A 17,791-nucleotide genomic window follows, 5' to 3' on the forward strand; every position below is an offset into this window, starting at 1 on the left:
AAGCAAGCAAGGACCGAACGACGCCATGCCCAACGCGCTCGAACTCACCGGCATCCGCAAGTCCTTCGACGGCTTTGCGGCGCTGACCGACGCCCACTTCGCCGCGCGCTGGGGCGAGGTGCATGCGCTGCTGGGCGAGAACGGCGCGGGCAAGTCGTCGTTGATGAACATCGCGGCCGGGCTCTATGCGCCCGAGGCCGGACAGCTGCTGGTGGACGACAACGCGGTGCGCTTCAGCGGCCCGCGCGATGCGGCGAAGCACCGCATCGGCATGGTCCACCAGCACTTCAAGCTGGTGCGGCCGTTCACGGTGGCGCAGAACATCCTGCTCACCGCGCCGCCGCCGGCCGAGTTCCAGAGCCATGGCGAGCGGCTGCGCGAGATGGCGCGCGACATCCGCAACAAGGCCTCGGAGCTGGGCTTCGACATCGACCCGTCGAAGCGGGTCGACGCACTGTCGATCGCCGAGCAGCAACGCGTGGAGATCCTCAAGGTGCTGCTTGCGGGCGCGCGCATCCTGATCCTGGACGAACCCACGGCCGTGCTGACCGACCAGGAGGCCGCGCGGCTGCTGCAGACCGTGCAGGGGCTGGCGCGCGCCGGCGCCGCCGTGGTGCTGGTCACGCACAAGATGGCCGACGTGAAGAGCTATGCCGACCGCGTGACGGTGATGCGCGGCGGCCGCACGGTGGCCACGCTGCAACCCACGCAGGCGTCGGTGGCCGAGCTGGTGAAGCTCACCGTGGGCGAATCGATTGCCAGCGAGAACTTCAGGCCCTCGGCCGCGCCGCGCGGTGCGGTGCGCCTGTCGGTGCGCGGGCTGCGCACGCCGGCCTCGCCCGAAGGCCGGCGCGTGCTCGACGGTGTCGACCTCGAATTGCACGCCGGAGAAATCTACGGCCTGGCCGGTGTCGGCGGCAACGGACAGGGCGAACTCGCAGGCGCCATCATGGGCCTGCCGGGCGAAGCCACCGACGGCGAGATCCGGCTCGAGGGCCACGGCGACCTCAAGACCCTGGCCGCATCGGCGCGCCGCGGCATCGGCATTGCCGCCATTCCGGCCGACCGCTACGGGCTCGCGCTTGCGGGCGGGCTGTCGGTGGCGGAGAACTACGCCATCGGGCGCGTGCACACCGGACGCTACGGCCCGGTGTGGCGCCTGCGCCGGGGCCGCATCCAGAGCGACACGCAGGACGCCGTGCGCGCCTTCGACGTGCAGGGCGTGCGCTCGGTCGCGCAGAAGGCGGCACTGCTGTCGGGCGGCAATGCGCAGAAGCTGGTGCTGGCGCGCGAGTTCGGCAAGTCGCCCACGCTGGTGCTTGCGCACAGCCCGAGCCGCGGGCTCGACGTGCGTGCCAGCGCCGAGGTGCATGCGCGGCTGCGCGCCGCGCGCGACGCCGGCGCCGCCGTGCTGCTGATCAGCGAAGACCTCGACGAGGTGCTGCAGCTGGCCGACCGCGTGGGCGTGATGACGCGCGGGCGCATTGCCGGCGAATTCACGCAGCCCGCCGACCGGCAGGCCATTGGACAGGCGATGGTCGACCATGGCTGAAGCAACCCTCACGGCCGACATGGCACAAGCGCACAAGCCCCCCTCTTCCGCCCACCCCGTTCAGGAAGCACCGCGCGCGGTGCAGCCGCTGGCGCGCCGCCGCTACGCGCTGGAGATCCGCCAGCACATGGCGTGGCGCTGGCAGGCGCTGATCCTCGCGCTGGCGCTGCTCGTCGGGCTGGCCATCTCCGCCGCGATTTTGGTGGCCGCGGGCGTGCCGGCCGACGAACTGGCCAACGAGTTCGTCACGCAGACCTTCTTCGACGGGCAGAACTTTCGCGCCGTGCTGTTCCAGGCCGCGCCGATGATCCTGGTCGGCCTTGCGGGCGCCATCGCGTTTCGCGCGCGCTTCTGGAACCTGGGCCTCGAAGGCCAGATGGTCTGGGGCGCCATCGGCGCGACGGCCATCTCGATGTGGCAGGTCGGCCCCGAGAACCTGCGCCTGCCGCTGATGTTCGTGGCGGCCGTCTTCTGCGGCCTGCTGTGGGTGCTGGGGCCGGCATGGCTCAAGCTGAAGCTCGGCGTGAACGAGATCATCTCGACGCTGATGCTCAACTACATGGCGGCCAACTTCCTGCTGCACCTGGTGTACGGCAGCTGGAAGGACCCGAAGGACAACTTTCCGTATTCGCCGCAGTTCCGCGCCTTCGAACGCCTGCCCGAGCTGGGCTCGGGCGTGGGCAGCTCGATTCTTCTGGCGGGCGTGGTCGCGCTGCTGGCGTGGTGGCTGGTGAGCGTGAGCCGCGCGGGGCTGTACCTGCGCTTCGTCGATGCCAACCCGCGCGTGGCGCACGCCAATGGCGTGCCGGTGCGGCGCACCATCTACGGCGCCGTGCTGCTGTCGGGCGCGATGGCCGGGCTCGCGGGCTTCGCCGTCGCGGCCGGGCAGGAAGGCCGGCTCACGCAGGCCTTCTACCAGGGCTACGGTTTCTCGGGCATCCTCATTGCGTTCCTCGCGCGCAACAACCCGCTGGCGGCCACGGTGGTGGCGCTGCTGGTGGCGGCGCTGTTCGTCACCGGGCGCAGCCTGCAGGTGTTCTACCAGGTGCCGTTCTCGATGGTGCAGCTGATCCAGGCCATCATCGTGGTGTGCGTCGCGTCGAGCGACTTCTTCATTCGCCACCGGCTGCGCCGCGTGGGCGGGGAGTCTCTCCAATGAACGGCGGCGTCATCCTCAACTGGCTCGCGAGCACGCCGGACTTCGCGGTGCCGTATGCGCTCGCGGCGCTCGGCCTGATCATCAGCGAGCGCGCGGGCGTGCTCTCGCTCGGCGCCGAAGGGCTGATGCTGGTCGGCGCGCTGGCCGGCATCGGCGCGCAGATCGCCATCGGGCAACCGGCCGTGTCGCTGGTGCTCGCGATGCTGGCGGCCGGCGTGGTGTCGATGCTGTTCGCGGTGATGGTGATCTGGCTGCGCGTGAACCAGGTGATTGCCGGGCTCGCGCTGGTGTTCTTCTGCCAGGGGCTCACCGCGCTGGTCGGCTCCATGGCCGAGTGGACCAACCACGCCACCGAAGGCATCGGCGGCATGGCGCTGTGGCCGCTGTCGATGCTGCCGGGCGTGGGCAAGCTCTTCGAGCAGAACGCGATGGTGTGGCTCACGCTGCCGATCTTCGGCGCGGTGGCGTGGTTCTTCGCGCGCACCTCGACCGGCCTGCGGCTGCGCGCCGTGGGCGAGAACCCGCAGGCGGCCGACGCCGCGGGCATTGACGTGACGGCGTGGCGCTTTGCGGCCGTGCTCGCGGGCTCCGCGCTGGTGGGGCTGGCGGGCGCCTACATCTCGGTGGTCAGCACCAAGCTGTGGATCGCGGGCATGACCGGCGGGCGCGGCTGGATCGCGGTGGGCCTGGTGATCTTCGCGCGCTGGTCGCCGTGGAAGGCATTGGTGGGCGCGGTGCTGTTCGGCTGCATCGAAGCGCTCATTCCCCAGCTGGCCGCCGCCGGCGTGCAGCTGCCGCAGTACTTCGTGATGATGACGCCCTACGCGGTGACGCTGGGCGTGATGGTGTGGGTCGCGCTGTCGCGGCGCGGCGCCGACGAAGAGCCCGGTGCGCTGGGCCAACCCTATGTGAGAGAAGAACGCCGATGAAGGCCTGGGTCTACAACGAGGAGCGCACGCTCGACGCGGCGCAGTTCGCCGACTACCTGAACCCCGCGGCCACGGCGGTGGTGTCCATCGACATGCACCGGGGCCACCTCGACGACAGCCCCGACTGCCCCTGCCCCGCGCCGCGTGCGCGCGACGTGGTGGCGCCCATCGACAGCTTCCATGACGAGGTGCGCGCGCTGGGCGTGCGCATCGTGCACATCAAGTCGGTGCTGCGGCCCGGCGGCGAGGACGACATCCGCGGCATTCCGGCGGCATGGCGGCGCACCTTTGCGCTGCACGTGGGCGAGATTCCGAATGCCGACGCGCACGCCATCGAAGGCTCCAGGTGGACCGAATGGGTCACGCGGGTGGAGCCCGGCGACATGCGCGTGGACAGCAAGCGCCGCCTCTCTGCCTTCTACCCGACCGACCTCGACTTTCTGCTGCGCAACCAGCGCATCGAGACCGTGGTGCTCAACGGCGGCTTCACCGACTGCTGCGTGCTCAACACCGCCTTCGACGCCAACAACCACAACTACCGCGTGATCGTGCTGCGCGACCTGGTGCGCGGCACCGACCCGCACCTGGAAGGCGCGGCGCTCGCGATGGTGTCGCTGCACCTGGGGCTGGTGGTCGATTCGGCGGAGTTGCTGCGCCAGTGGCGCAGCTAGGGTTCTAGCCCGGCAGGCCGAGCCAGCGCGCGGCCACGCCCTGCATGTCGCCCTGCGCGGCCTGCCACACCAGCTCGGGCGCGGCCACGTGCACGCCCGGCGGCGCGATGCGCAGTGCAAGGTCGACCAGCTCGGCCACCTTCGATGCGCGCACCGGCTGCTCGCTGCTGGGCACCATGAAGCGCACGACCGACAGCATCCATGCGGCCAGCCGCTCCAGCGGGTTGGCGAACTTCGCGTTCACGGGCTTGCGTGCCGAGCGCACGAGGATCACGCGCTCGAAGCCGCAGGCCACCACCGCCTGCTCGTCGAGGCTCGCGAGGCCGTGCTTCAGCGCCTCGGGCAGGCGGCCCTGGTCGTGCGGCTGCACGATGGCCAGCGTCTGCACGCCGCAGGTGCGAAGCCAGCGCGCGAGCGCGGGCAGCTGGGCGGGCTCGGGCACCCACAGCGCGCGCTCGCGGTCGTGGTACAGGCGCGGCGGGTCAAAGGCCACGATGGCGGTGTGGGCCGAGGTGACGGGCCACTGCGCGATCGGCTGCGTCGGGCTCAGGTAGGTCTCCACGCCGCGCAGGCCATCGCGAATGGGCTCGCGCGCCAGCACGCGGGTGTGGGCATGGCGGTGGCTGCCCGACAGCCGCCGCAGCAGTTCCGCGCCCAATGCGCCGGTCGCGCCGGCGATCAGCAGGGTGCCGAAGGCATCGGAGGCGACGGGCAGCACCGCGCGGTTGGCGGCTTGCAGGGCTTGGAGCGGGTCGAGGGCCATGGGGTATCTATGCTAACTTCCGCGTCTTCTGCGGAGGTAATGCAAATGATGATGAAGCGCTGGTTCCTGATCCTTGCGGCGGTCGTGTCCCTGAGCGGCTGCGGCTACAACCAGTTCCAGTCCCTCGACGAGGCCAGCAAGTCGGCCTGGAGCGAGGTGCTCAACCAGTACCAGCGGCGCGCCGACCTCGTGCCCAACATCGTCGCCACCGTGAAGGGCGAGGCCAGCTTCGAGCAGGACACGCTCACCAAGGTGATCGAAGCGCGCGCCAAGGCCACCTCCATCACGGTGACGCCCGAGACGCTGAACAACCCCGAGGCCTTCCAGAAGTTCCAGCAGGCGCAGGGGGAGCTGTCTTCGGCGCTCTCGCGGCTGATGGCGGTGTCGGAGCGCTACCCCGACCTGAAGGCCAACCAGGCGTTTCGCGACCTGCGCGTGACGCTCGAAGGCACCGAGAACCGCATCACCGTGGCGCGCAACCGCTACATCGAGAGCGTGCAGGAGTACAACGTGCTCGCGCGCAGCTTCCCGAGCAACCTCACGGCCAAGGTCTTCGGCTACGCGCCCAAGCCGAACTTCTCGGTGCAGAACGAGGCGCAGATCTCCACGCCGCCCACGGTCGATTTCGGCGCACCCAAGAAGTAAGGGCCGCAGCCGATGGCCGTTGCCGCATTGCTTCGCCGCGCGCTGGCCGCGCTCGTCGTCACGGGCCTGGCCTGGGCCGCGCTGCCGGCGCTGGCGCAAGGCCTGCTGCCGGTGCCCGCGCTCACCGCGCGCGTGATCGACCAGACCCAGACGCTGGACGGCGCGCAGCGCAGCGGCCTGGAAAACAAGCTCGCCGCCTTCGAGCAGCGCAAGGGTTCGCAGATCGTGGTGCTGATGGTGCCGACCACGGCGCCCGAGGACATCGCGAGCTACACGCAGCGCGTGGGCGACGCCTGGAAGATCGGCCGCAAGGGCGTGGGCGACGGCCTGCTGGTGGTGGTGGCCAAGAACGACCGCGCGATGCGCATCGCCACGGCCAAGGCGCTCGAAGGCGCGGTGCCCGACCTGGCGGCCAGCCGCATCATCGACGAGGAGATGAAGCCGCGCTTTCGCAACAACGACTTCGCGGGCGGGTTGAACGCGGCGCTGGACCGGCTCATCGGGCTGGTCGACGGCGAGCCGCTGCCCGCGCCTTCGCGCAGCGGCGGCGGCAACGCTGGTAGCCAGAACAACGAGGATGGCGAGAGCGCCTTCGATTTCCTGAAGCACTTCGGCGTTTTCCTGTTCGTGGGCGTCTTCATGGGCGCGCCGATCGTGCGCGCCATCCTGGGCAAGAAGCTGGGCACCGTGGTGGTCGGCGCCGGCGTGGGGCTGCTCGTGTTCGTCATCACGGCCAGCATCGCCATCGCGGTGATCGCCGGGGTTGTCGCGCTCGTCGTCACGCTTTTCGAGGCCGCCGGCCGGTCGGGGGGTGGCGGCGGGGGCGGATTCAGTTCGGGCGGCGGTGGTGGCTGGAGCAGCGGCGGCAGCAGTGGTGGTGGCGGTGGCTTCAGCTCTGGTGGCGGTGGCAACTTTGGCGGCGGCGGCGCCTCGGGAAACTGGTGAACACGATGACGACCGACGCAACCCTGTTCGCCAGGCTGGGCCGCATCTGGCGCCATCGCTGGATCGATGAAACCGAAGTTCGCCGCGCGCTGCCCGAAGCCGTGATGCAGCGGCTCACGGGCCGCGTGGCCGCGAGCGAGCGGCGCCACAGCGGCGAGATCCGCATCTGCGTCGAGGCCGGCCTGCCGATGTCCTACCTGTGGCGCCATGCCCCGGCCCGCGAACGCGCCGTGATGCTGTTCGGCAAGCTGCGCGTGTGGGACACGGCACACAACAACGGCGTGCTCATCTACCTGCTGCTGGCCGAGCACGCGATCGAGATCGTGGCCGACCGGGGCATCCATTCGCAGGTCGACGATGCGGAGTGGGCCGCGATGGCGCAGCGCATGAGCGCGGCGTTTCGCGAAGGGCGCTTCGAGGACGGGCTGACGCAGGCGCTGGAAGAAATCTCGGCGCTGCTGGTGGAACACTTTCCGCTGGGCGAAGGTGACGTCGACGTGAACGAGTTGCCTGACGAGCCTGTGGTGCTCTGACTTTCTGCCTCCCCTCCCGGGGGAGGGCCGGGGTGGGGGCACGACGGCCCCCGAAAATACGCGGCGCCTGATCGAAGGCCTGCCCCCATCCCCACCTTCCCCCAGAGGGGAGAGGTGCAAATGCATCAGTCCGACGCAGGCAGTGCCCACACGGCCGCACCGCCCACTGCATGGAAACGCCGCCCCGGCGCCGCCTCCATCAACCACCCGCCCGTGAACTCACCGAAGGCCGGCAACACCGCTTGCCCCGCCTCGCTCACGAAACAAGGCAGCCGCACCCTGTCGCGCCCCGGACCGTAGAGCATGCAGGCCGGATGCAGATGCCCCGCGAGCACGAAATGCGTGGCATGCGGCTGTGGGTGGTGGCAGCAGGCAAACGGCCCGAGCAGGTGCGGCTCGTCGACCACCTCGATGCCCAGCGCCGCGGGCGGATCGCCCGCGCGGCTGTCGTGGTTGCCGCGCACCAGCGTCATCGCGATGCCCGCATGGCGCGCCCGCCAGTCCGCCACGGTGGCGAGCACGGTGCGGGCCTGCGCGGCATGCAGGAAGTCGCCGAGGAACACGACGCGCTGCGGCGCCAGCCGTGCGATCAGCGTATCGAGCCGCGCCAGGTTCTCCTGCGTGGTGCCGCCCGGCACCGGCTGGCCGAGCGCGCGGTAGGTGGCGGCTTTTCCCAGGTGCAGGTCGGCCACGAACAGCACGTGCCCGGCGGGCCACCAGAGCGCCCGTTCGGGCAGCAGCTGCAGCAGCTCGCCTGCCCAATGGACCGGCAACGACGAAGCGGGAGTGTCTGGATGCGTCACGGGCTGGAAGTGTCGCAAAAGACGCCCTTGGCCGCGTCCGGCTTGCAATTGGCCCCCGCAGCCCTTATTTTTTGCAGATGACCGAATCGCCCCCGCTGCACATCGTCTGCCCGCATTGCCACACCACCAACCGCGTGCGCGCGGCGCAACTCGGCAGCGCGCCCGACTGCGGCAGCTGCCACCGCCCCCTGTTCGCCGGCCATTCCACCGCGCTGCCCGACGAGGCCACCTTCGACCGGCACATCGCGCGCAACGAGATCCCGGTGCTGGTCGACTTCTGGGCGCCGTGGTGCGGCCCGTGCCGCCAGATGGCGCCGGGCTACGAGCAGGCCGCCGCGCAGCTCGAGCCGCACGTGCGGCTGGCCAAGGTCGACACCGAGGCGGTGCCGGCCCTGGGCGCGCGCTTCAACATCCGCAGCATCCCGACGCTGGCGCTGTTCCGCGGCGGGCGCGAGGTGGCACGGCAGGCCGGCGCGATGGGCGCGGCGGACATCGTACGGTGGGTGAAGTCGCACGGCGCGGGCTGAGCAGGCTTTCACAGCGGCGGTAGCGGACGCGATGGCCGTGATGGCCGCCTGCGCTCCCGCCGCGGCGCCGGCGGCTTGCCGGCCCCCTCCTGCCCGAAGGCCAGCGTGCTCTTCACGCGCTCCACGCCGCCGGCCGTGACCACGCCGCCTGCGGCCTTCTCCAGCTGCTCGACCATGCGCGCGATGCGGTCGGCCACGTTCTCGTTCGACAGCTTCTCGCGGAACAACTCGACCATCAGCGGGAACGAGAACGGCGTCGGCCGTGCGAGCGGCTTCAGCACCAGCTGCTGCGTGGCCATGCGCACGAGGCTGGCGCGCAGCCGGCCGATCTCGAGCTCCTGCGCGAGCAGTTCCTGCTCGGCCTGCTGCAGCAGCTTGTTGGCGGGGTCGTACTTGCGGAACACCTCCCAGAACAGCGACGACGAGGCCTGCAGCTGCTTGCTGCTGCGCTTCTCGCCCGGGTAGCCCTGGAAGATCAGCCCCGACACGCGCGCGATCTCGCGGAAACGCCGCTGCGCGAGTTCGCCCGCGTTGAGCGAGGCCAGCACCTCGTGCAGCAACACGGCCTGCGCTTCATCGCCCTCCCCCTGCGGCAGCCGCAGCACCTGCGGCAGCAACGTGGGCCAGTCGACCCCGGTCGCGCTCAGCAACTCGAAGCCGTAGTCGTTCACCGCGATGGAGAAGGTGCGCGCCTCGTGCTGCGCCACGCGCCACGCCAGCAGGCTCGCGAGCCCGAGGTGCACATGCCGGCCCGCGAACGGATAGAGGAACAGGTGCGAGCCTTCGCGCGTCGTCAGTGTCTCGGCCAGCAGCGTCTGCGGCGTCGGCAAAGCCGACCACTGCTGCTGGATCTCGAGCAGCGGCCGCACGCATTGCAGCTCGGGCGAGTCGTACCGGCCTTCATCCGCCAGCGCCAGCTGCTGCACCACCGCGTCGGCCAGCGTGTTCGACAGCGGCATGCGCCCGCCGTTCCAGCGCGGCACCGCGGGCCGCTTGCCGCTGGCGCGCCGCACCCACGCGGTCATGTCGTGGATGCGCACCAGCTCCAGCAGGCGGCCGCCGAACAGGAAGCAGTCGCCGGGCTTCATGCGCGCGACGAAGCCCTCTTCCACGCTGCCGATCTTCGCGCCGGCCAGGTACTGCACCGACATGCTCGCGTCGCTGACGATGGTGCCGATGTTCATGCGATGGCGCCGCGCGAGCCGCGCATCGGGCACGCGCCACACGCCCTCGGCGTCGGGCACGGCGCGCCGGTAGTCCGGATAGGCCGCGAGCGAGGCGCCGCCTTGCGCCACGAAGTCGAGGCACCACTGCCAGCTCTCGCGCGACAGGTGCTCGTAGGCCGCGGTGCCGCGCACTTCGCCGTACAGGTCGTCGGGCACGAAGCCGCCGCCGAGCGCCACCGTCACCAGGTGCTGCACCAGCACGTCGAGCGGCTGGTCGGGCGAGTGGCGCGCCTCGATGTGCCCTTGCGCAATCGCGGTGCGCGCGGCCGCGCCCTCGACCATCTCGATGCTGTGCGTGGGCACGAGCGTGATGCGCGACGGCCGACCCGGCGCATGGCCCGAGCGGCCGGCGCGCTGCAGCAGCCGCGCCACGCCCTTGGGCGAGCCGATCTGCAGCACGCGCTCCACCGGCAGGAAGTCCACGCCCAGGTCGAGGCTCGAGGTGCAGACCACGGCCTTGAGCTCGCCGCTCTTCAGGCCCAGCTCGACCCATTCGCGCACCGCGCGGTCGAGCGAGCCGTGGTGCAGCGCGATGCTGCCGGCCCACTCCGGCCTGGCTTCGAGCAGGGCCTGGTACCAGATCTCCGACTGCGAGCGCGTGTTGGTGAACACCAGCGTGGTCTTGCTGCCGGCGATTTCCTCGATCACCTGCGGCAGCATCGTGAGGCCGAGGTGGCCGCCCCACGGGAAGCGTTCGGCACGGCCCGGCAACAGCGAATCGATGACGAGCTTCTTGGGCACCTGGCCCTGCACGAGCACGCCGTCTTCATGGCCCAGCAGCGCATGCATGGCCTCCTGCAGGTTGCCCAGGGTGGCCGACATGCCCCAGATCGCAAGGCCCGCGTTCCAGCGCTTCAGCCGCGCCAGCGCGAGCTGCACCTGCACGCCGCGCTTGTTGCCCAGCAGCTCGTGCCATTCGTCGACCACGGTCATGCGCACATGGCCGAGCACCTCGCGCGCGTCGGCGCGCGCGAGCAGCAGCGAGAGGCTCTCGGGCGTGGTGACGAGCACCGTGGGCAGGCGCTGGTTCTGCGCGCTGCGCTCGGCGGACGAGGTGTCGCCGCTGCGCGCACCCGCGCTCCAGGGATGCACCTCGGCGCCGAGCGCTTCCAGCGGCTGCAGCAGCGCGCGCAGCGTGTCGGCCGCGAGAGCGCGCATGGGCGTGATCCACAGCACCGTGAGCGGCGGGGCCGCGGGGCGCGCCGTTTCCTTGCGCGCCTGCGAGAAGGCCTGCAGCGCAGCGAGCCACACGGCGTAGGTCTTGCCTGCGCCGGTGGTCGCATGCAGCATCCCGGACCTGCCTTCGGCAACGGCCTTCCACACCTCGCGCTGGAACTTGAACGGCTTCCACCCGCGCGCGGCGAACCATGCGTCGAGCGCTGCCTTGACGGACTTTGAATTGCGCCTTCCCCCTCCGGGAGAAGGCTGGGATGGGGGCTCGCGGCCTTCAACGCCGCGCGGACTCCCAGGCCGCTTGCCCCCACCCCGGCCCTCCCCCGGGAGGGGAGGGAGCAATGCGGGGTCCGCCGGCTCTGTCGCTTGAGCGGCTTCGACTGTCTTGCTCCTTCCCCTTCCGGGGGAAGGCTGGGATGGGGGCACGCGGCCTTCAACGCCGCGCGGACTCCGAGGCCGCTTGCCCCCACCCCCGCCCTCCCCCGGGAGGGGAGGGAGCAATGCGGGGTCCGCCGGCTCTGTCGCTTGAGCGCCCTCGACTGTCTTGCTCCTTCCCCATCCGGGGGAAGGCTGGGATGGGGGCACGCGGCCTTCAACGCCGCGCGGACTTCGAGGCCGCTTGCCCCCACCCCCGCCCTCCCCCGGGAGGGGAGGGAGCAATGCGGGGTCCGCCGGCTCTGTCGCTTGAGCGGCTTCGACTGTCTTGCTCCTTCCCCTTCCGGGGGAAGGCTGGGATGGGGGCACGCGGCCTTCAACGCCGCGCGGATTCCGAGGCCGCTTGCCCCCACCCCGGCCCTCCCCCAGGAGGGGAGGGAGCAATGCCGGGTCCACCGGCTCTGTCGCTTGAGCAGCCGCTACTGTCTTGCTCCTTCCCCTTCCGGGGGAAGGCTGGGATGGGGGCTCGCGGCCTTCAACGCCGCGCGGACTCCGAGACCGCTTGCCCCCACCCCGACCCTCCCCCGGGAGGGGAGGGAGCAATGCGGGGTCCGCCGGCTCTGTCGCTTGAGCAGCCGCTACTGTCTTGCTCCTTCCCCCTCTGGGGGAAGGCTGGAATGGGGGCACGCGGCCTTCAACGCCGCGCGGACTCCGAGGCCGCTTGCCCCCACCCCGCCCCTCCCCCGGGAGGGGAGGGAGCAATGCCGGGTCCACCGGCTCTGTCGCTTGAGCAGCCGCTACTGTCTTGCTCCTTCCCCTTCCGGGGGAAGGCTGGGATGGGGGCTCGCGGCCTTCAACGCCGCGCGGACTTCGAGGCCGCTTGCCCCCACCCCGGCCCTCCCCCGGGAGGGGAGGGAGCAATGCGGGGTCCACCGGCTCGGTCATGACGGCAGCAACGCAGCCAGCGTCTGCAAGGTGTCCGCCTCCGCCACCGGCTTGTCTTCACGCCACCGCAGCATGCGCGGAAAGCGCACCGCGATGCCGCTCTTGTGCCGCGTGCTGCGCGCGATGCCTTCGAAGCCCAGCTCGAACACCAGCGTCGGCTTCACGCTCTTCACCGGCCCGAAGCTTTCGACGGTGGTCTTGCGGATGACCGCGTCCACGCGCCCCATCTCCGCATCGGTGAGGCCCGAGTAGGCCTTGGCGAAGGGCACCAGCTTGCGGTCTTCCTGGCCGGGCGGGCCGTCCCACACGGCGAAGGTGTAGTCGCTGTAGAGGCTGGCGCGCCGGCCATGGCCGCGCTGCGCATAGATCAGCACCGCATCGATGCTGAGCGGCTCGATCTTCCACTTCCACCACACGCCGACGTCCTTGGTGCGGCCCACGCCGTACTGCGCATCGCGGCGCTTGAGCATCATGCCTTCGACGCCCATGCTGCGCGCGGCTTCGCGTTGCCTGGAGAGATCGGTCCAGTCGGCCCCCGTGAGCATCGGGCTCGGCAGCAGCGAAGGGTGCTGCACGCGTGTGACGAGGTCGTCGAGCAGCACGCGCCGCTGCGACTGCGGCAGCGCGCGCAGGTCGCGGCCTTCCCATTCGAGCAGGTCGTAGGCCAGCAGCACCACGGGAATCTCGCGCAGCAGCTTGGGGCCCAGCGTCTTGCGGCCGATGCGCCTTTGCAGCTCGGCGAAGGGCTGGACCTTGTCCTCGCGCCACACCGCAATCTCGCCGTCGATCACCGTGCCATCGGGCAAGGCCTCGCCCAGCACCGCCAGCTCGGGGAAGCGTTCCGTCACCAGCTCCTCGCCGCGCGACCACACCCAGACCGTGCCGGCGCGCTTCACCAGCTGCGCGCGGATGCCGTCCCACTTCCACTCGACGACCCAGTCGGCCGGCGGCCCGAGCACCGCGTCGAACTGCTCGAGCGGAATGTTGAACGGATGCGCGAGAAAGAACGGGTACGGCTGCCCGCTGGTCTTCTGCACCTGCTCGGAGCTCGACTCGGGCGCGATCAGCGCGAGGTAGTCGCCCGGCTGCGGCCGCGCGCCGATGTGCGTGTAGCCCATGAGCCGTTGCGCCACGCGCTTGGCGTCGATGCCGCCGACCGCCGCGAGCGCCTGCGTGACCTGCAGCTTCGACACGCCCACGCGAAACGCGCCGGTGATGAGCTTGAAGTACACCAGCCGCTCTTCGGCCGCGAGCTGGCGCCACTGCGCGCGCAGGCGGTCGGCGAGTTGCTCCGGCGCCGTCTTCGCGGCCTCGCGCAGCGGCAGCAGGTGCTGCTCGACCCAGCCTGCGAGGCCGAGGTCGTGCGCCTCGCTCGGCTGCGGCAAGAGCAGCGCGATGGTCTCGGCCAGGTCGCCCACGGCGTCGTAGCTCTCGTCGAACAGCCACTCGGGCAGCCCCGCCGACTCCTGCGCGAGCAGGCGCAACAGCTTGGTGGGCACGAGCTGGCGTGGCTTGCCTCCTGCCAGGAAGTACACGGCCCATGCGGCATCGCCCGCGTCGGCCTCGCGCAGGTAGCGCTGCAGCGCGGCCTGCTTGGCGAGGTTCGATGTGCTTGCGTCGAGCTCGCGGTACAGCGCGGCAAAGGCCTTCATGTACCGGCTCCTTCCCCTGCCGGGGGAAGGCCGGGATGGGGGCTGGCGGCATCTGCGTCGCGCGTCGCCGGGACCGGCACCGGCACTTGCTCCTGCGCGCCGCCTACAGGCGACGGAGCCTCCTGGTCGTCTTCATCGCCGTACTCGGTCTTGAAGCCCTGCGCATCCAGCCCGTTCTCGGTCAGCCACCGCACCATCACCTGCACGCTGCCGTGCGTGACGAACACGCGCTCGGCGCCCGTGCCCGCAATGGCCTGCTGCAGGCCGGGCCAGTCGGCATGGTCGGACATGACGAAGCCGCGGTCCACACCCCTGCGGCGGCGCGTGCCGCGCAGCTGCATCCACCCGCTGGCGAACGCATCGGCGTAGTTGCCGAAGCGCTTCATCCACGGCGTGCCCTGCGCCGAAGGCGGCGCGAGCACCAGCGCACGCTTCAGCATCGCCGCATCCACACCCTCGTCGCTCACGCGAAAAGTGGGCGGCAGCGCCACGCCGGCCGCGCGGTAGACCGCGTTGAGCGGCTCCACCGCGCCATGCACCACGATCGGCCCGATGCTCGCGTCCACGCCGTGCAGGATGCGTTGCGCCTTGCCGAAGGCATAGCAGAACAGCACCGACGCGCGCCCCGCTTCGGCATTGGCGCGCCACCACGCGTCGATCTCCGCGAACAGCACGGCCTGCGTGGGCCAGCGGTAGATCGGCAGGCCGAAGGTCGACTCGGTGATGAAGGTGTCGCAGGGCACCGGCTCGAAGGGCGCGCAGGTGCCGTCGGGCTCGGTCTTGTAGTCGCCCGAGGCCACCCACACGCGGCCTCCGTGCTCGAGCCGCACCTGCGCCGAGCCCAGCACATGGCCGGCCGGGTGCAGCGAGACGCGCACGCCGTGGTGTTCGATGGCCTCGCCGTAGGGCAGCGTCTGCAGGTTGATGTCCTGCCCGAGCCGGGTGCGCAGGGTGCCTTCGCTGTCGGTGTGGGCGAGGTAGTGCGCGTGGCCGATGCGGGCGTGGTCCGAATGGGCGTGCGTGATGATCGCGCGCCCCACCGGCCGCCACGGGTCGATGTAGAAATCGCCGGGCGGGCAGTACAGGCCCTCGGGCCGGGCGACGACGAGATCTTCCTGCACTTCTTGCGCACTTTGCGCATCTTGTGGGAGGGGCATGGCACGCCATCGTAGGCGCAGCCCGGCTGTCGTGGCGCCGAGCCTCGGCCGCGAGGCGCTGTGGGCCGGCGCCTACTTGGGCGCTCCCCCTGCACTCGCTCTGCGCCGGCCCGTTATTTTTTCGGGCGGGTGTTCATCATGTCCAGCACGTTCATCTTCATGCCGTTGGACATGACCATGTCGCCGGGCTTCTGGTCGGCCTTGCAGGGGCCGACCCACTTCGCCTCCATGACGCTGGCGCCCTCGGCGCGGCCCATGAGCGGCGGGTTGTAGCTCGACTTGCTCTCCATGCGGTAGGCCGTGTTGAAGTCGCCGCTGAGCACGGCGTGCGAGGTGGCGGTGGTGTTGCCGATCTTGCAGACCGAGTCCATCACGAGCTTGCCGCCGTCGGCGCGCAACTCCTGCTTCGAACACATGTCCTTGCCCATGCCCTGGCCCATGTCGCGCATCGCCTTGTCGCTGGCCGCGTCGATGCACTGCTGCATGGTGTGCGCGCCGGCGGGGCCCTTGCCGGTGCCGTCGCCGGTCTGGATTTCCCAGAGGCCGGGCTTGCGCGCCGGGAAGTCGAGCGCGAAGGCGGGGCCGGTGACGGCGCCAGCCAGCAGACAGAGCAGGCAGGCGGACAGACGGATCTTCATTGCGGGCTCCGCATCGGTGAACGGTGATGCCCGGGTTGTACCGCGCGCACCGCGGCGGCGGAATACCGCAATCGGCCTACGCCGGACGGGTCTTCGTGACCTGCGCGTCCTGCGTGTCCTGCGCGGCCATCGAAGCCGGCGTGCGCTGCCGCGTGGCCACGCCGAGCGCCACGCCCAGCGCGAAGCCGCCCATCACGTCGATCAGCACATGCTGGCGCACCGCCATCGTCGAATAGACGATGCCCGCGGCCCACGCCACGTTGACGATGCGCAGCCACGCGGGCGCGCCCACCTCGCGCAGCTGGCGCGCCAGCACCACGCAGGCGAACACCGAGAACGACACGTGCAGCGAGGGGAAGGCATTGCCGGCCGAGTCGACCATCTTGAGGAACTGCAGCGACGTGCCCGGCGCGGCATCGACCGTGAAGTTGGGAATGGCCGTGGGCATGAACCAGAACACCAGCAGCGCCAGCGCCGTCATGGCCGCGCAGCCGAAGGAGAAGCGCCACAGCTCGCGCTTGTCCTTGGCCAGCAGCACCGGCAGCGCGATGTAGCCCCACAGCGAGAGGTACACCGGCAGCAGCGCGGGCCAGAAGGCGATGAGGTGGTCGACGGCCGTGAGCGGCAGCACCCAGGCCTGGCCCGCGTTCTTCATGATCCAGAAGTACAGCGGAAAGAAGCCGATGGTGGCGACCATGTTGCCGACCAGCTTCAGCGGGAACAGCGTGACGCAGCGCCGCCACAGGGCGCTCAGCCAGGGCTGCGCCGTCGAGGAGGAAGCGTCGGAAGCGTCGGAAGCTTTGGAGGTGGAAGGCGTCATGGAGGCCCGCGCAGCGCGCCGTGCGCTACCAGGGCGTCCACTTTAATTCGCTTTTCGCCGAGGCCACCGTGCGCTCGATGAAGCGCACGCCGCGCGCGCCATCTTCCACGCGCGGGTAGTCGGCGGCCAACGGATCGGCCGCCTGGCCCGCGAGCCGCGCGCGGATGTCCGCCGCCACGCCCGCGTACACGTTCGCGAAGGCTTCGATGAACCCCTCGGGGTGCCCTGCCGGCAGCCGGCTCGCGCGTTGCGCGGATTCGCACAGCCAGGGCGCACCGCGCGTCAGCACGCGCTTGGGGCCGTCGTGCGGCAGGTGCAGCAGCTGGCTCGGCTGCTCCTGGTGCCATTCGAGCGTGCCCAGCGTGCCCGACACGCGCAGGCGCAGGTCGTTCTCCAGCCCCGTGTTGATCTGCGAGGCGATGAGCACGCCGCGCGCGCCGCCCTGGAAGCGCAACAGCAGGCTGCCGTCGTCGTCGAGCGTGCGGCCCGGCACCAGCGCGCCCAGGTCGGCGCACAGGCTCTCGATGTCCAGGCCGGTGACGGTGGCCACGAGGTTCTCGGCATGCGAACCGATGTCGCCGATGGCGCCGGCCGCGCCGCTGCGTGCGGGGTCGGTGCGCCAGTCGGCCTGCTTGTTGGTGCCGCCTTCGACATGGCTCGCGAGCCAGCCCTGGTTGTATTCGACGACGACCTTGCGGACCTCGCCGATCTGGCCCGAGCGCACCATTTCGCGCGCCTGCCGCACCATCGGGTAGCCGGTGTAGTTGTAGGTGACGCCGAACACGGTGCCGCGCCTGGCCACGGTGGCGACCAGCGCATCGGCCTGCTCGCGCGTGTGCACCAGCGGCTTGTCGCACACCACGTGAAAGCCCGCCTCGGCAAAGGCCTGCGCCACCGGAAAGTGCACGTGGTTGGGGGTGACGATCGACACGAAGTCGATGCGCTCGTCCACCGGCCGCTTCAGCTCGTCGGCCAGCAGCGCCTGCCAGTCGCCATGGTTGCGGTCGTCGGCCAGGCCGAGGTCGCGGCCCGAGGCGCGCGCCTTGTCCGGGCTGGACGACAGCGCGCCGGCAGCGAGTGCGATCTGGCCGTCGAGCGCCATGGCCTTGCGGTGCACGGCGCCGATGAAGGCGTCGCGGCCGCCGCCGACCATGGCGTAGCGCAGCTTGCGAAGCGGTGAATCGGTCATCGATCTCCTCGGTGTTCCTGAAACTGTTCCCTCTCCCTCTGGGAGAGGGCCAGGGTGAGGGCAGCGGCTGTCGCGCACGCACAGCCTTT

The 17,791-nt window shown here is 70.7% G+C and carries 16 protein-coding genes; 8 read left to right on the forward strand and 8 right to left on the reverse strand.

What is annotated here, in order from left to right; translation table 11 throughout:
• The first annotated feature begins 25 nt into the window (after window positions 1–25).
• Genes BM004_RS29585 through BM004_RS29600 form a run of 4 tightly spaced genes read left to right on the forward strand, consistent with a single transcriptional unit; the run spans window position 26 to window position 4,311 of the window.
• Window positions 26–1,552, forward strand: a complete 1,527-nt coding sequence (locus BM004_RS29585) for an ABC transporter ATP-binding protein (RefSeq protein WP_093218787.1) — start codon at window positions 26–28, stop codon at window positions 1,550–1,552.
• Window positions 1,545–2,711, forward strand: coding sequence for an ABC transporter permease (locus BM004_RS29590; protein WP_218152743.1), 1,167 nt, complete (start codon window positions 1,545–1,547; stop codon window positions 2,709–2,711). Before BM004_RS29585 ends, BM004_RS29590 begins: the two co-directional genes overlap by 8 nt.
• Window positions 2,708–3,640 carry an ABC transporter permease gene (locus BM004_RS29595; protein WP_093218789.1) on the forward strand — a complete coding sequence of 311 codons (933 nt, stop codon included), beginning with the start codon at window positions 2,708–2,710 and terminating at the stop codon, window positions 3,638–3,640. The genes BM004_RS29590 and BM004_RS29595 overlap by 4 nt, the downstream gene beginning before the upstream one ends.
• Window positions 3,637–4,311: a cysteine hydrolase family protein gene (locus tag BM004_RS29600; protein ID WP_093132677.1), complete on the forward strand. Its 675-nt coding sequence runs from the start codon at window positions 3,637–3,639 to the stop codon at window positions 4,309–4,311. Before BM004_RS29595 ends, BM004_RS29600 begins: the two co-directional genes overlap by 4 nt.
• A gap of 4 nt (window positions 4,312–4,315) precedes the next feature.
• On the opposite strand, the gene BM004_RS29605 is transcribed toward BM004_RS29600, so the two are convergent.
• Window positions 4,316–5,074: a hypothetical protein gene (locus BM004_RS29605; RefSeq protein WP_093132675.1), complete on the reverse strand. Its 759-nt coding sequence runs from the start codon at window positions 5,072–5,074 to the stop codon at window positions 4,316–4,318.
• 45 nt (window positions 5,075–5,119) lie between these two features.
• On the opposite strand from BM004_RS29605, the gene BM004_RS29610 reads away from it, so the two are divergent.
• Genes BM004_RS29610 through BM004_RS29620 form a run of 3 tightly spaced genes read left to right on the forward strand, consistent with a single transcriptional unit; the run spans window position 5,120 to window position 7,197 of the window.
• Window positions 5,120–5,719 carry a LemA family protein gene (locus tag BM004_RS29610; RefSeq protein WP_177206642.1) on the forward strand — a complete coding sequence of 200 codons (600 nt, stop codon included), beginning with the start codon at window positions 5,120–5,122 and terminating at the stop codon, window positions 5,717–5,719.
• A gap of 12 nt (window positions 5,720–5,731) precedes the next feature.
• Complete coding sequence (locus BM004_RS29615; protein WP_093218791.1) at window positions 5,732–6,664, forward strand: TPM domain-containing protein; 933 nt, start codon at window positions 5,732–5,734, stop codon at window positions 6,662–6,664.
• Between the two features lie 5 nt (window positions 6,665–6,669).
• On the forward strand, window positions 6,670–7,197 hold the full coding sequence (locus BM004_RS29620) for a TPM domain-containing protein (RefSeq protein WP_093132884.1): 528 nt from the start codon (window positions 6,670–6,672) through the stop codon (window positions 7,195–7,197).
• 125 nt (window positions 7,198–7,322) lie between these two features.
• On the opposite strand, the gene pdeM is transcribed toward BM004_RS29620, so the two are convergent.
• Window positions 7,323–8,000: a ligase-associated DNA damage response endonuclease PdeM gene (gene pdeM / locus BM004_RS29625; protein ID WP_093218792.1), complete on the reverse strand. Its 678-nt coding sequence runs from the start codon at window positions 7,998–8,000 to the stop codon at window positions 7,323–7,325.
• Between the two features lie 77 nt (window positions 8,001–8,077).
• Here pdeM and trxC point away from each other — a divergent pair, with 77 nt between their 5' ends.
• Window positions 8,078–8,527, forward strand: a complete 450-nt coding sequence (gene trxC, locus BM004_RS29630) for a thioredoxin TrxC (protein ID WP_093218794.1) — start codon at window positions 8,078–8,080, stop codon at window positions 8,525–8,527.
• A gap of 8 nt (window positions 8,528–8,535) precedes the next feature.
• Here trxC and BM004_RS29635 read toward each other — a convergent pair whose 3' ends face one another.
• From BM004_RS29635 to BM004_RS29660, 6 genes are all read right to left on the reverse strand, one after another.
• A complete protein-coding gene (locus tag BM004_RS29635; RefSeq protein ID WP_093218796.1) occupies window positions 8,536–11,268 on the reverse strand; it encodes a ligase-associated DNA damage response DEXH box helicase in 2,733 nt (910 codons plus the stop codon).
• A 974-nt stretch (window positions 11,269–12,242) separates the two neighbouring features.
• Window positions 12,243–13,898 carry an ATP-dependent DNA ligase gene (locus tag BM004_RS29640; protein WP_093218797.1) on the reverse strand — a complete coding sequence of 552 codons (1,656 nt, stop codon included), beginning with the start codon at window positions 13,896–13,898 and terminating at the stop codon, window positions 12,243–12,245.
• The gene (locus tag BM004_RS29645; RefSeq protein ID WP_093218798.1) at window positions 13,895–15,055 is read right to left on the reverse strand and encodes a ligase-associated DNA damage response exonuclease; all 1,161 of its coding nucleotides are present in this window, start codon (window positions 15,053–15,055) and stop codon (window positions 13,895–13,897) included. The genes BM004_RS29640 and BM004_RS29645 overlap by 4 nt, the downstream gene beginning before the upstream one ends.
• Before the next feature lie 113 nt (window positions 15,056–15,168).
• Complete coding sequence (locus BM004_RS29650; RefSeq protein ID WP_093218799.1) at window positions 15,169–15,693, reverse strand: DUF3617 domain-containing protein; 525 nt, start codon at window positions 15,691–15,693, stop codon at window positions 15,169–15,171.
• Between the two features lie 76 nt (window positions 15,694–15,769).
• Window positions 15,770–16,513 (reverse strand): phosphatase PAP2 family protein, encoded by a 744-nt coding sequence (locus BM004_RS29655; protein WP_093218801.1) that lies wholly within the window; start codon window positions 16,511–16,513, stop codon window positions 15,770–15,772.
• A gap of 25 nt (window positions 16,514–16,538) precedes the next feature.
• On the reverse strand, window positions 16,539–17,702 hold the full coding sequence (locus tag BM004_RS29660; RefSeq protein WP_093218802.1) for a Gfo/Idh/MocA family protein: 1,164 nt from the start codon (window positions 17,700–17,702) through the stop codon (window positions 16,539–16,541).
• Window positions 17,703–17,791: the final 89 nt, after the last annotated feature.

Source organism: Variovorax sp. OK212, assembly GCF_900112425.1.
Classification (GTDB): domain Bacteria; phylum Pseudomonadota; class Gammaproteobacteria; order Burkholderiales; family Burkholderiaceae_C; genus Variovorax.

Bases quoted from the DNA above. Each gene is read 5' to 3' on its own strand.
- BM004_RS29660 (WP_093218802.1), bottom strand. From the start codon at position 17,702: ATGACCGATTCACCGCTTCGCAAGCTGCGCTACGCCATGGTCGGCGGC.
- trxC (WP_093218794.1), top strand. From the start codon at position 8,078: ATGACCGAATCGCCCCCGCTGCACATCGTCTGCCCGCATTGCCACACC.
- BM004_RS29585 (WP_093218787.1), top strand. From the start codon at position 26: ATGCCCAACGCGCTCGAACTCACCGGCATCCGCAAGTCCTTCGACGGC.
- BM004_RS29595 (WP_093218789.1), top strand. From the start codon at position 2,708: ATGAACGGCGGCGTCATCCTCAACTGGCTCGCGAGCACGCCGGACTTC.
- BM004_RS29610 (WP_177206642.1), top strand. From the start codon at position 5,120: ATGATGATGAAGCGCTGGTTCCTGATCCTTGCGGCGGTCGTGTCCCTG.
- BM004_RS29615 (WP_093218791.1), top strand. From the start codon at position 5,732: ATGGCCGTTGCCGCATTGCTTCGCCGCGCGCTGGCCGCGCTCGTCGTC.
- BM004_RS29655 (WP_093218801.1), bottom strand. From the start codon at position 16,513: ATGACGCCTTCCACCTCCAAAGCTTCCGACGCTTCCGACGCTTCCTCC.
- BM004_RS29605 (WP_093132675.1), bottom strand. From the start codon at position 5,074: ATGGCCCTCGACCCGCTCCAAGCCCTGCAAGCCGCCAACCGCGCGGTG.
- BM004_RS29640 (WP_093218797.1), bottom strand. From the start codon at position 13,898: ATGAAGGCCTTTGCCGCGCTGTACCGCGAGCTCGACGCAAGCACATCG.
- BM004_RS29590 (WP_218152743.1), top strand. From the start codon at position 1,545: ATGGCTGAAGCAACCCTCACGGCCGACATGGCACAAGCGCACAAGCCC.
- BM004_RS29600 (WP_093132677.1), top strand. From the start codon at position 3,637: ATGAAGGCCTGGGTCTACAACGAGGAGCGCACGCTCGACGCGGCGCAG.
- BM004_RS29620 (WP_093132884.1), top strand. From the start codon at position 6,670: ATGACGACCGACGCAACCCTGTTCGCCAGGCTGGGCCGCATCTGGCGC.
- BM004_RS29645 (WP_093218798.1), bottom strand. From the start codon at position 15,055: ATGCCCCTCCCACAAGATGCGCAAAGTGCGCAAGAAGTGCAGGAAGAT.
- BM004_RS29650 (WP_093218799.1), bottom strand. From the start codon at position 15,693: ATGAAGATCCGTCTGTCCGCCTGCCTGCTCTGTCTGCTGGCTGGCGCC.